We start from the raw sequence: 13500 nt of genomic DNA, 5'->3' as shown, positions 1-13500 counted from the left end.
CACCGACACCCCATGCTCTCCTTCCTCCCATCCCCACTACGGTTCACCATTGCGACCCTGCTGATGGCGCTCAATGCGCTGTTCTGGGTGCCCATATTGCTGGTGTTCTCTTCGCTGAAGCTGATACTGCCGTTCAAGGCCGTGCGCCTGCGCATAGACCCCATCTTGCTGGGTATTGCCGAAAACTGGATCTGGGGCAACAGCGCCTGGATGCGCCTGACCCAGCGCACCACCTGGGACGTGCAGGGCTTGGAGGGGCTGGACCCGCACAGCTGGTACATGGTCAACAGCAACCACCAGTCGTGGGTGGATATCCTGGTGCTGCAGCATTTGCTGAACCGGCGCATACCACTGTTGAAATTCTTTCTGAAGCAGCAGTTGATCTGGGTGCCAGTCATGGGCCTGGCCTGGTGGGCGCTGGAGTTCCCTTTCATGCGCCGCCACACCGAGGAATATTTGAAAAAACACCCCGAGATGCGCGGCAAGGACCAGGAGACCACCCGCAAGGCCTGCGAGAAATACGCGCTGATCCCCACCAGCGTCATGAACTTCCTGGAGGGCACGCGCTTTACCCCTGCCAAGCACGCCAAGCAGCAGTCGCCTTACCGCCACCTGCTCAAGCCCAAGGCCGGTGGCATGGCGATGGCGCTCAATGCGATGGGCGACAAGTTCCAGGCCCTGTTGGACGTGACCATCGTCTACCCCGACGGCCCCATCAGCTTCAGCGACTTTTTGCGCGGCAAGCTGCGCCGGGTGATCGTGCGGGTGCGCAGCCTGCCCATCCCCAAGCATCTGATGACCGGTGACTACGCCCAGGACCCAGCCTTTCGCGAGGCCTTCTCGCAATGGGTGCAGCAGTTGTGGCGGGAGAAGGATGCACAGATTGATGCCTTGTTGGCAGAGGCGAAAAAGACATCTGCGGCGTAGTGCCTTTCTACTGTGCAACCGCGCTTGCACAAGCATGCTGCCGAAAATGCATTGACAAACCCGGCAATCGATCCTATTCTGGTCTGCAACATTTTCTGTCTGGTATGCCATAAAGGACCATTCGATCGGATGCTATTTCGACTGTCACGAAAAGTGCTGCAACCGATCCAATAATCCACCTACTATTCGATCCGTCGTTGGTTAATTGAACTCCACCCACAGAAGGCGGAGAGAAGAATTTTTACGACTCGGTTTCAGGGGGAGTAGGTAATGTTGAACAACATCAAGATCAGGACACTGATCATTCTCGCTTTGGGCTTGCTCATCGCACTGCTGCTGGTAAATGGGGGCCTGGGCATCTACAGCACGAACCATACGGCGGCCATCCTTCAAAACACCACGCTGAAAGACGTCAAGGTCGCGGCCACGGTGGAAAAAATCCGGTTCAAGATGGAAGTGAACCGCAGCCAGATACTGCAGGCGCTGCAACACAACCCGGTGATGGAATGGGCCAAGCTGCACGACCACCCGCTGACGGTGCATTTCAAGGCCATGGCCGACACCACGGAAGAGATCAACCAGCTGTGGGCCCAGTACACAGCCACCATCACGTCCCCAGAGGAACGCAAACTGGCCGACGAGTGGTTTGCCAAGAGCGGCAGCTTGGGCGTCAACGCTGTTGCCGCGGCCAGCGCCGCCATACAGAAAGACCAGTGGGACGACGGTGAGTCGGTGTTGATCAAAAGCGTCAACCCCACGTACCGCGTGTCCGATAGCGACTTGAAAGCCTTGACCGAGTTTTTGGGCAAGCGAGCCAAGACCAACGGAGACATGGTCAGTGCGGACATCACCCAGACCAGTTACCTCAGCGTGGCCGTCCTGATTCTGGCCATGGTCGTCGGTGTTGCGACCGGAGTCGTGCTGGTGCGTGGTATCACGCTGCCCTTGCAGCAGGCCATCGGCATCGCACAACGGGTGGCCGAGGGCGATCTGACCGCACGCATAGAAGTGCATTCGCGCAATGAGTTTGGACAACTCATAGGAGCCCTGCGTGACATGAATGCCAGCCTGGCGCACATCGTGCAAGACGTGCGTGCGTCGACACACACCATTCACGATGCGTCGGACCAGATTGCCTCGGGTAACCATGACCTATTCCGAAGAACCGAGCAGCAATCCAGCTCCTTGCAGGTCACCGCCGCCTCGATGGAAGAACTGACCGGCACCGTGCGCCAAAACGGCGGCAATGCGGTGCAAGCCAATGCGTTGGCACTGTCTGCCGCCGAGATTGCCGGCAAAGGCGGGGCGGTGGTTTCGCAAGTGGTCTCCACCATGGGGTCCATCAACGCGTCTGCCAAGAAGATTGTCGACATCATCGGCGTCATTGATGGCATCGCTTTTCAGACCAATATTCTGGCCCTGAATGCTGCGGTCGAAGCCGCCCGCGCCGGCGAGCAGGGGCGCGGCTTCGCGGTCGTGGCAACCGAGGTCCGGAGTCTGGCCCAACGCTCTGCCAGTGCGGCCAAGGAAATCAAGACACTGATCGCCGACTCGGTCGAGAAGGTCGAGCATGGCAGCCAGTTGGTGGACCAGGCGGGTTCGACCATGGAAGAAATCGTCACCAGCGTCAAACGTGTCACCAGCATCATTGGTGAGATTTCGATGGCCAGCAAGGAGCAAAGTGACGGCATCGACCATGTCAACCACGCCATCGGCGAGATGGACATTGCAACGCAACAAAATGCTGCGCTGGTTCAACAAGCCACATCCGCGGCCAATTCGCTCGAAGAGCAGGCGAAGAATCTGGTGCAGTTGGTCAGCATCTTCAAACTGAATGAAAACCACGGCGTGGGGAGTCCATCCGCCAGGCCGTCAATCGCACCCGTACAGGTGCCCAGCAGCCCTGCGCCCAAGCCCAGGACATTGGCTGTGCGGCCCGAGCCATTTGCCCTGAGCGCATAGGCGCAAAAGAGTCACCCGCTGCAAGTTACAGTCCGCGCGCGCCGGACTGGTATGGCGTCAGTGCGCGCTTTCTCTGGGAGGAGACACAATGACAATGACAAACCGACCACTGCGACGGCCCGGTCGTCTGCACCCGCCCGCCATCCTGGCACTGGCCGATGGCACCATCTTCCAGGGCCTGTCCATTGGCGCGGACGGCCACACCAGCGGCGAGGTGGTGTTCAACACCGCGATGACCGGCTACCAGGAGATATTGACCGACCCCAGCTACACGCGGCAGATCGTCACGCTGACCTATCCGCATGTGGGCAACACGGGCGTCAATACCGAGGACGTCGAGTCCGACAAGGTCTACGCTGCGGGGCTGATCATCAAGGATCTACCCATGTTGGCGTCCAACTTCCGCTCGACACAGAGTCTGCACGGCTATCTGAAGGAGCAAGGCATCGTTGCCATCGCCGGCATTGACACCCGCATGCTGACACGCATCTTGCGCGAGGGTGGAGCACAAAGCGGTGCCATTCTGGCCGGAGATGACGCCGGCCAGGCATTGGCTTTGGCCCGGGCCTTTCCCGGCTTGAACGGCCTGGATTTGGCGAAAGTCGTGTCCACCCAAGAAGCCTATCAATGGACCCAGAGCGAATGGCAATTAGGGCGTGGCTATGTCGACCAGGGTGCGCCCCACTGCCATGTCGTGGCCTATGACTACGGCGTCAAGCGCAACATCTTGCGCATGTTGGCCGAGCGGGGATGCCAGGTGACCGTGCTGCCGGCGCAGGCCAGCGCGGCCGATGCCCTGGCGCTGAAGCCTGACGGCATCTTCCTGTCAAACGGTCCTGGCGATCCGGCCCCGTGTGCCTATGCGATTGAAGCCAGTCGGGAGTTAATAGATCGCGGCATACCGACCTTTGGCATTTGCCTGGGCCACCAAATCATGGCCTTGGCCTCGGGCGCCAAGACGCTGAAGATGAAATTCGGCCACCACGGCGCCAACCACCCGGTACAGGACGTCCACACGCGCAAGGTGATGATCACCTCGCAAAACCATGGCTTCGCGGTGGACCCGGCGTCACTGCCATCGAACTGCCGGGTCACGCATGTATCGCTGTTCGACGGATCCTTGCAGGGCTTTGCCCGCACCGACAAACCGGCCTTCTGTTTTCAGGGCCACCCGGAAGCCTCGCCCGGCCCGCATGACATTGGCCAACTGTTTGACCGCTTCGTGGGGATGATGGGGAGTATGAAACATGCCTAAACGCAGTGACATCCACAGCATTTTGATCATAGGCGCCGGTCCCATTGTCATCGGCCAGGCCTGCGAGTTTGACTACTCGGGGGCGCAGGCCTGCAAGGCGCTGCGTGAAGAGGGTTACCGGGTGATCCTGGTCAACAGCAATCCGGCCACCATCATGACCGACCCGGGGATGGCCGATGCCACCTACATCGAGCCCATCACGTGGAGCGTGGTGGAGCGCATCCTGGCCAAGGAACGGCCGGACGCCATTTTGCCGACCATGGGTGGCCAGACCGCACTGAATTGCGCGCTGGACCTGCACAACCGGGGGGTGCTGAAAAAGTATGGTGTGGAGCTCATAGGCGCCACGCCAGAAGCCATCGACAAGGCCGAAGACCGGTCCAAGTTCAAAGCCGCGATGACCCGGATTGGCCTGGGGTCGGCACGCTCCGGCATTGCACACACCATGGCCGAAGCCTGGGCCGCACAGCAGGAGTTGGGCTTTCCCACGGTCATCCGTCCCTCCTTCACGATGGGCGGCAGCGGCGGCGGCATCGCCCATGATGTGGAGCAGTTCCACACCATCTGCACGCGCGGCCTGGAACTCTCGCCGACCAACGAATTGCTCATCGAAGAGTCGCTGCTGGGTTGGAAAGAATTCGAGATGGAAGTGGTGCGCGACAAGGCGGACAACTGCATCATCGTCTGCTCCATCGAAAACCTGGACCCCATGGGCGTGCACACCGGCGACTCCATCACTGTGGCCCCGGCCCAGACACTGACCGACAAGGAATACCAGATCATGCGCAACGCCAGCCTGGCGGTCCTGCGCGAGATCGGTGTGGACACCGGTGGCTCCAACGTACAGTTCGCGGTCAACCCGGTCGATGGCCGCATGGTCGTCATCGAGATGAATCCACGTGTGTCACGCTCGTCGGCGCTGGCGTCCAAGGCCACTGGTTTTCCGATTGCGCGCGTCGCCGCCAAGCTGGCGGTGGGCTTCACACTGGACGAGCTGCGCAACGAGATCACCGGCGGCGCCACGCCTGCCTCGTTCGAACCGTCCATTGACTACGTCGTCACCAAGATCCCGCGCTTTGCATTCGAGAAGTTCCCTACCGCCGACGACCGCCTGACGACCCAGATGAAATCAGTCGGTGAGGTCATGGCCATGGGCCGCACCTTCCAGGAATCGTTCCAGAAAGCCCTGCGTGGGCTGGAAGTGGGTGCCGATGGCCTGCGCCGCAAGATCACCGGTCCGGCAGTGATCGCCGAGCAGCTCAAGTCGCCCGGGCCTGACCGCATCTGGTATGTGGGCGACGCGTTCGCGCACGGCTTCACGCTGGAAGAAGTGCATGCGCTGACCCATATTGACCCCTGGTTCTTGGTTCAGATCCAGGACATTGTTGAAACCGAGTTGTGGCTGGAAACACAAACACTGGAGGCCGTTGACAAACCACTGCTGTACCAACTCAAACAGCAAGGCTTTGGTGACCGTCGGCTGGCTACCCTGCTCAAGACCACCGAAACCGCGGTGCGCAAGCGCCGCCACGCCTGGGGCCTTCGCCCGGTGTACAAGCGGGTCGATACCTGTGCCGGCGAATTCGCCACCAACACCGCCTACATGTACTCCACATACGACCAGGAGTGCGAGTCCAAGCCGACCAACAAGAAGAAGATCCTGGTGCTGGGCGGCGGCCCCAACCGCATCGGGCAAGGCATAGAGTTCGACTACTGCTGCGTGCATGCCGCACTGGCGATGCGCGAGGACGGGTACGAGACCATCATGGTCAACTGCAACCCGGAGACGGTGTCTACCGATTTCGACACCTCGGACCGGCTGTACTTCGAATCCGTCACGCTGGAAGACGTGCTCGAGATCGTGCACCTGGAAAGACCGGTCGGTGTGATTGTGCAGTTTGGCGGACAAACGCCATTGAAGCTGGCCTTGGACCTGATGGCCAATGACGTGCCCATCATCGGCACCTCGCCCGACATGATAGACGCGGCGGAAGACCGCGAACGCTTCCAGAAATTGCTGCACACCTTGGGTTTGCGCCAACCCGAAAACCGCACCGCGCGCACCGAGCACGACGCGGTGCGCATGGCCGACGAAGTGGGTTACCCGCTGGTGGTGCGCCCCTCCTATGTGCTGGGCGGGCGAGCCATGGAAATCGTCCATGAGCAAGTGGATCTGGAGCGCTACATGCGTGAGGCGGTCAAGGTGTCGCATGACTCGCCGGTGCTGTTGGACCGCTTCTTGAACGACGCCATTGAGGTCGATGTGGATTGCCTGTCGGACGGGCAGCGCACACTCATCGGCGGCGTGATGGAGCACATCGAGCAAGCCGGCATCCATTCGGGCGACTCGGCCTGCTCGCTGCCGCCCTATTCCTTGGGACAAGCAACCATTGACGAGTTGAAACGCCAGACCGCGCTGATGGCCAAGGGCTTGAACGTGGTCGGTCTGATGAACGTGCAATTCGCGGTGCAGCGCCAGAAGGTAGATGGCCGGTACCAGGACGTTGTCTACGTGCTGGAGGTCAATCCGCGCGCATCGCGCACCGTACCATTTGTGTCTAAAGCAACCGGCCTGCCCTTGGCCAAGATCGCGGCCCGCTGCATGGTCGGCCAGTCACTGGACAGCCAACGCGTCCACGACGAAGTGGTGCCACCGCACTTCAGCGTCAAGGAAGCGGTATTCCCATTCGCCAAATTCCCCGGCGTCGACACCATTTTGGGCCCCGAGATGAAATCCACTGGCGAGGTCATGGGGGCCGGAGCCACGTTTGGCGACGCCTACTACCGATCGCAGTTGGCCGCCGGCATCCACCTGAAACCTACCGGATGCGCCTACATGCGCGTCAAAAAGGGCGACCAGCCGCGGGCGATTGCGATCGCGCGCCAGTTGAGCGCGCGTGGCTACAGCGTGTATGCCAGCCCGGTCACAGCTGCCATCATGCGCGCCGCCGACATTGAGGTCCGGGCCCTGGAAGACGCGGAGGCGCTGGACCTACTGGCCAAGAAGGACATCGGGCTGGTCATTCTGACCGTGGATGAGAAGCGTGCGGCCGTCTTTGCCTCCAAGCCGATTCGCGTCGCGGCGCAAAAAGCCGGTGCCACGGTGTACACCACGATCTCGGGCGCGGATGCCGCGCTGGAGGCCATGCGCTACATCGACGCCACCGAGGTGCAGGCCTTGCAGACCCTGCACCAGTCGGTGCCCAAGACCGATGCCGTGCTACGCGCCAAAGAGCAGGCGGCACGCACCATTCCGAGTATGGAGGATCTGGCGGCTGCGGCCACCCAGTTGCCCGAACGGCGTCTGCGGCGCCTGGAACGCAAGCCGGGTGCGCCACTCGTCAATCTGTTCATCCGCCAACCGTTTACCGAGTCCGACCAGGAACAGCAACGCATGATCGCCGACATCATGGAATTGATTGCCAACGCCGACGGCGCCCCCTATGCATTCAACTACCTGACGGGCAAGGAGGCCGAGAGCGCCGCCACGTTCAAGCAGTCGTTCGAACGGAAAATGCACATGCCCTTCACCCCGAAGAACTTCCGCGACCACCGGCTTGCGCTGCTGGACCAAGCCGACGCGTTCATCAATATCCGGGTCGGCATGAGCGAGAGCAGCGCGTTTGAAATGGGCTACCACATCTTCAAGGGCAAGTGCACGCCCATGCTGTTCCTGGTGTGGAAGCAGGCCCCCATCAAGACCACCCTGATCCGGGAGCTGGACGACTTGTGCGACGTGACCTACATCGAATTCGACCAGGTGGACGAATTGCGAAAAGGGATACACGAATTCTTTATCACCAAAGTATTGGGGAGCCAGCCAGACCCGGCTTCGCTGCGAACGACGGCAGGCTCCAGACCGGCGCATACCATGCATTCCTAAATTGATAGCAGCATGTGCAATATATTCGAGGGCTAGCGGCCTATTTTCTAAAACCGCGCCGCTGCCAAAACACTGGCTACTGCTGCACGGCGGTCGCCCAGGCCTTGCGTATCTGCCGCCCACACTGGACGGAATCATAGGCGCCCGAGTCCACCCTGCGGGCCAGGATGCCGTATGTGCTGCGGCTAGCGTCTATCCAGGGGTAGAAGCCAAAGGCGCCGGGACTGCTGAAGGCACCATCACCCACCACTGGGTCGTCTTCCACCCAGTGCCCAATGGAGTAATGCCAGCTTTCATTGGTCGGGATAGGCGTGCTGACCGCCTGGCCCAAGGGGCAGGTCGTGGGATTGGTGCACACCGCATTACTGCCCAGCAGGCCGGCCATGGCCAGGTTGCCATTGAGCAGCTTGCGCAGGAAGCGCGCGTAGTTGCTGGCACTGCTGACAACGCCGCCAGCGGGCTGCGGTTGGGAATACTCCAGACCAATATCGGTGCCGATTTGTGAACGCACCTCGGCAGCCAGACCGGCGTTGTCCAAGCCACCCAGGCCGTCCAGGTTAGCGTGGTTTTGCATGTGGCCGCCGTCATAGTAGAACCGGCCATCGGTCAGATTGGAGTGCACGCCATTGGTCAAAAAGGCGGCGCAACTGCCAACGGTCTGACCCGGCAGGCATGAAGAAAAGTTGGTGTAGCCACTGCGGAAGCTCAGGAATTTGATATCGCTGTCACTAAGCGCACCGCCCCGCTTCTGCGCCACATAAGAGCCATACAACCACTTGGAGGCCGAGGCAATACTCATCAGGCTGCTGGCGGTATAGACCGGGCTGCCACCGGCCACCGGGACCGAGCCCGATGCCTGCGCGCCATTCTTGTCACCTATCTCCCAATAGAACGGCGCGACCGTGGCGCAATGGTTGCTGCCGCTCTGTGCCGTGGCGGTAGCTGCTGTCACGCGCTGGTCCAGGCTGGGGCCGCCCGGTGACGTGGTGCTGCGGGTGGCGCTCTGCAGCGTATAGGCATTGATGGTGGCGCGCACATTGTTGTAGGTGGCGCCTTGGTACAACACGGCACCTAGGGTCAGCAGATTGCTGGCGGGGTCAAAGCTGTCGGCCACCGACGTGCCACCATCCACGCCCAGCAGGACGTAGGAGTTCAAGGTGACGGAAACATTGCTGTACGGGGTGCCGGCCACGGAGACCGATGCCATGGTCAGCAAATTGGTCGCAGGGTCAAAGCTGTCGGCAGCGTGGGCACTCAGGGATGCACACAGCGTCAGCACGGCCAAGGCCAGGCGTTGGGATGCGAAGGCTGGAAAGCTTGGTGCCATGGAATCTTCTCCCGTCAATGTTTGAGTGTGGCCGTCGGATGCACTGCATCACACCATCCTTGGGTTAAGTGGATGTAAACCTTGGGAAAAGTTATCCATACAGTGGCAACCGGGATGCACGGCGGCTGCCGTATAGTTTGCAGTGACCATGCCACCCACTTGGAAACGAACATGAACCTTGCCGTCCGCTGTATCGCACTCATTCTGGTCCTGGCTACCACCGCTGGGCCGGCCCTGGCGGCCAATGACTATTTCTGGAACTGCACCACGCCCGACGGCATCAAGTACGCAGACGCCACCCAATGCGACAAGGGCGACACCGCGGTGAAGGTGACGAAGGGTAACCCGGCAGCGCCCGCACCAATGCCCATGGTGCAGCCAATGCAGCAAGCCGAAACCAAGCTGGAGGCCCTGAACACCGGCGGTGTATGCCCCGCCAATCCGGACCACTGCACACGGCCCAATTACGGCGTGGCAGAAGGCCCAGCCCGCGCACAGGCCATCGCCCTGTTCATGCGCAAAAAGCAGTGTGAGTTCTTGAAGCGCTTCCCTGAGCGCTGCAGCAAGGCAGACTAGAAGCTTTTCTTGCCCAGCTTTTTGTGGATGTCGTTGATCGCCATCACGCCCGCTGAGCCATAGTACTTGTGGTACTCGGCCACCATCTCGCCTTGGATGACCACCGGGTCTGTGGCGACCAGGGCCTTGGCTTCTTCGATATCGGCCACCGCAAAAATGAACAGGCCGCGCCAGCCATCCACACCGTCAAAGGGGCCTGCCAACGCGAGCTTCTTATCGGCCGCCAGGCGGGCCATATTGGCGAAATGGCCTTTGAACATTGCGTCCCGCTCGGGACCGGCGGGCACCTTGTTGGGACCGGTCTTCAGCACCACCAGCACATAGGTGCGCATGCCACGCTCGTCAGCCCCTAGTTGCTTGGCCAGCTCGGCGTCAAAGGCGGGGTTGGTCGTATCGGCTGCAGCAGGCTGCGCATAAGACGGCATATGGCACGTGAACGCGGCCAAGGCAGCCACCACCGCCCTGCTCCCATAGGCTGTGAGGGATCGCAGCATCGTCATTCGCCTACTTCCTCAGCACGATGTGGACCAATGCGCAGGCATCTTCGATGGCGGTGAGGCTGTGCACCACGCCACCGGCCAGGTACAGCATGTCACCCGCCGCTAGCACCTGGTCCTTGCCCTCGCTGTGGAAGCGGATGGAGCCCTCCAGGCACTGCACCGTGATGTCACCCGCCACCTTATGCGCGGGCATGGACTTGCCCTTGGACAGCACGACGCGCATCACTTCGAGTTCATTGGTCTTGAAAAGCGCCACCGTCTGCCGCTCGCCCGGCGCATTGGCGGGTGGCAAGACGCTGACGGGTTCTCCGGAAACGGCATGTTGGATGGCCATGGTGCTGCTCCTTGACTCTGGCTGCTACTGAAGTCGGCCATTGCACTATAGACCGACTGCGGGATGCAGTGCAAACGCAATTGCACACTCTCAACTTTGGCGGTGCCTTGCCCAGCATGCTGCAGGCTGTTACGTACACCCTGAACGTCGAATAGGCCCTACACCCGCTCCCTCAGGCCTTGACCTTGAACGCCGGCATCTTCTCCGCCAACCGTGTGCCCATCTCCGCACCCAGGGCCTGCAGGCCGCTCAGGGGGCGGACCATGACCTCGAATTCCACGATCTTGCCCTCCTCGTCAAAGCGCACCAGGTCTATGCCCTTGAGCTGCTTGTCGCCCACGCGGGCACTGAACTCGAGCACGGCGTTCAGACCGTCTTCCGACGCCAATTGGCGGTGGTAGGTGAAGTCCTGGAACACCTGGATCACGGTGCTCAACGCCAGGATCAGCGCGGCCGCGGGCTGGTAGGGATGGATTGCCATCGGCGAGCGGAATACCGCGTCAGGGTGAACAATGCTGGGCAGGTCTTGCAAGTTACCGCTGGCCACCATGGCGTGCCACTTGGCAAGGGATGCGGCGACGGCGGGTTTCAACTGGCTGGGTGCTGGGTGCATGGAATGCTCCGGTTTGGGGGAAATCTGGGGTTGGGGAAAAATCAAATCGCGGCAGCCAGGCGGGTGCCCTGGTTGATAGCGCGCTTGGCGTCCAGCTCGGCAGCCACATCGGCACCGCCAATCAGGTGCACCGAGCAGCCCGCGGCCTGCAGCGCACCATACAGCTCGCGCTGGGGCTCCTGACCGGCACACAGCACGATGGTGTCAGCAGACACCACCTGGTCCTGGTCACCCACGCGGATGTGCAATCCGGCATCGTCGATCTTCTGGTACTGCACGCCGGGGGTCATGCCCACGCGCTTGGCCTTGAGCCCGGTGCGGTGGATCCAGCCCGTGGTCTTGCCCAATTGGTCGCCCACTTTGCTGACCTTGCGTTGCAGCAGGTGCACCTTGCGCGGGGGCACCTCCACATGCGGCTGCGCGATGCCACCGGCCTGGGCGTAGCCCGTGTCAATGCCCCATTCGGCATAAAACTTGGGCGCATCCACGCTGGCGCTGGTGCCCGAGTGGGTCAGGTATTCCGATACATCAAAACCAATACCGCCGGCTCCGATGACGGCCACGGAGCGGCCCACGTCTTTGCCATCGCGCAGCACATCCAGATAGCCCATGACCTTGGGGTGGTCCACGCCTTCAATGTCGGGCGTGCGCGGGATCACACCGGTGGCCAACACCACTTCGTCAAAGCCACCGGCCTTCAAGGCCTCGGCGGTCACGCGGGTGTTGAGCGACAGCTTGACGCCGCGCAGCTTCAGCTGGCGGTCGAAATAACGCAGCGTCTCGTAGAACTCTTCCTTGCCCGGCACCTTCTTGGCGATGTTGAACTGGCCGCCAATCTCGCTGGCTGCATCAAACAGTTCGACGCTATGGCCACGCTCGGCGGCGGTGGTGGCAAAGCTCAGGCCGGCCGGGCCGGCGCCCACCACAGCAATGCGCTTGGGTTTGGCCGCGGGCGCAATCACCAGCTCGGTCTCGTGGCAGGCGCGGGGGTTGACCAGGCAGGACGTGATCTTGCCGCCAAAGGTGTGGTCCAGGCAGGCCTGGTTGCAGCCAATGCAGGTGTTGATCTCGTCGGCACGGCCCTCGGCCGCCTTGCGCACGAAGTCGGGGTCGGCCAGGAAGGGGCGCGCCATCGACACCATGTTGCAAAAGCCATCAGCCAACAACTGCTCGGCCACCTCGGGCGTGTTGATGCGGTTGGTGGCCACCAGCGGAATCTTCACCGAGCCCATCAGGCGCTGCGTGACCCAGGCATAGGCCGCGCGCGGCACCTTGGTGGCGATGGTGGGGATGCGCGCCTCGTGCCAGCCGATGCCGGTGTTGATGATGGTGGCGCCAGCTGCTTCGATGGCCTGGGCCAGTTGCACTACTTCGTCCAGCGTGGAGCCGCCCTCCACCAGGTCTAGCGCGGAGAGGCGGTAGATGATGATGAAGTTGGACCCCACCTTTTCGCGCACCCGGCGCACGATCTCCACCGGGAAGCGGATGCGGCTGGCATAGCTGCCGCCCCACTCGTCGTCACGGTGGTTGGTACGCGCCGCAATGAATTCGTTGATCAGGTAGCCCTCAGAGCCCATGATCTCCACGCCGTCATAGCCCGCCACCTGGGCCAGGCCGGCGCAGCGGGCGAAGTCGTCAATGGTCTGCTCTACCTCTTCAGTGCTCAGCGCGTGGGGCGTGAAGGGGTTGATGGGCGCCTGCAGTGCGCTAGGCGCGACCAGGTCCTTCTGATAGGAGTAGCGGCCAAAGTGCAGGATCTGCATGGCGATCTTGCCACCCTCTTTGTGCACGGCATCTGTCACGACGCGGTGGTGGACAGCCTCGGCCTCGGTCGTCAGCATCGCGCCACCCTTCATGGGGCGGCCGCGCTCGTTGGGGGCAATGCCGCCGGTCACGATCAGGCCCACACCACCCCGCGCCCGCTCGGCGTAGAAAGCAGCCATGCGCTCAAAGCCATTGGGCACCTCTTCCAGACCCACGTGCATGGAACCCATCAGGACCCGGTTCTTGAGGGTGGTAAAGCCCAGGTCTAGGGGCGCGAGCAGATTGGGGTAAGCGGACATGAAAGCTCCTTTATGCAACTGGTTGCACAATTCTACGCAGAAACTTACCGTTTATGCAAC

Annotated in this window: 9 protein-coding genes and 1 pseudogene; 5 read left to right on the top strand and 5 right to left on the bottom strand. The window is 61.5% G+C overall.

Annotation, left to right across the window (positions count from 1 at the left end):
* Window positions 1-12: 12 nt before the first annotated feature.
* From yihG to carB, 4 genes and pseudogenes are all read left to right on the top strand, one after another.
* On the top strand, window positions 13-927 hold the full coding sequence (gene yihG / locus AC07OO_RS23625; protein ID WP_495084610.1) for a 1-acylglycerol-3-phosphate O-acyltransferase, YihG family: 915 nt from the start codon (window positions 13-15) through the stop codon (window positions 925-927).
* 270 nt (window positions 928-1197) lie between these two features.
* On the top strand, window positions 1198-2889 hold the full coding sequence (locus tag AC07OO_RS23620; protein WP_495084609.1) for a methyl-accepting chemotaxis protein: 1692 nt from the start codon (window positions 1198-1200) through the stop codon (window positions 2887-2889).
* Between the two features lie 88 nt (window positions 2890-2977).
* Complete coding sequence (carA, locus tag AC07OO_RS23615) at window positions 2978-4144, top strand: glutamine-hydrolyzing carbamoyl-phosphate synthase small subunit (RefSeq protein ID WP_495084608.1); 1167 nt, start codon at window positions 2978-2980, stop codon at window positions 4142-4144.
* A pseudogene (carB, locus tag AC07OO_RS23610) lies at window positions 4137-7305 on the top strand (carbamoyl-phosphate synthase large subunit); the annotation flags it as partial. The gene carA and the pseudogene carB, both read left to right, overlap by 8 nt.
* 798 nt (window positions 7306-8103) lie before the next feature.
* Here the strand turns inward: carB and AC07OO_RS23605 are convergent.
* Entirely contained in the window at window positions 8104-9354 is a 1251-nt protein-coding gene (locus tag AC07OO_RS23605; protein WP_495084607.1) for a hypothetical protein, read from the bottom strand.
* Between the two features lie 171 nt (window positions 9355-9525).
* Between AC07OO_RS23605 and AC07OO_RS23600 the strand changes: the two genes are divergently transcribed.
* Window positions 9526-9930, top strand: coding sequence for a hypothetical protein (locus AC07OO_RS23600; RefSeq protein ID WP_495084606.1), 405 nt, complete (start codon window positions 9526-9528; stop codon window positions 9928-9930).
* Here the strand turns inward: AC07OO_RS23600 and AC07OO_RS23595 are convergent.
* From AC07OO_RS23595 to AC07OO_RS23580, 4 genes are all read right to left on the bottom strand, one after another.
* Entirely contained in the window at window positions 9927-10424 is a 498-nt protein-coding gene (locus tag AC07OO_RS23595) for a YciI family protein (protein ID WP_495084605.1), read from the bottom strand. The two genes, AC07OO_RS23600 and AC07OO_RS23595, sit on opposite strands and share 4 nt — an antisense overlap.
* Before the next feature lie 10 nt (window positions 10425-10434).
* A complete protein-coding gene (locus AC07OO_RS23590) occupies window positions 10435-10764 on the bottom strand; it encodes a cupin domain-containing protein (protein ID WP_495084604.1) in 330 nt (109 codons plus the stop codon).
* Window positions 10765-10936: 172 nt separating this feature from the next.
* Entirely contained in the window at window positions 10937-11377 is a 441-nt protein-coding gene (locus tag AC07OO_RS23585; RefSeq protein WP_495084603.1) for a nuclear transport factor 2 family protein, read from the bottom strand.
* Window positions 11378-11418: 41 nt separating this feature from the next.
* Window positions 11419-13440 carry an oxidoreductase gene (locus tag AC07OO_RS23580; protein WP_495084602.1) on the bottom strand — a complete coding sequence of 674 codons (2022 nt, stop codon included), beginning with the start codon at window positions 13438-13440 and terminating at the stop codon, window positions 11419-11421.
* Between the last annotated feature and the right edge of the window lie 60 nt (window positions 13441-13500).

It is taken from the genome of Rhodoferax sp. GW821-FHT07G04, from assembly GCF_059418585.1.
This window is presented reverse-complemented; position numbering and strand designations above follow the sequence as displayed.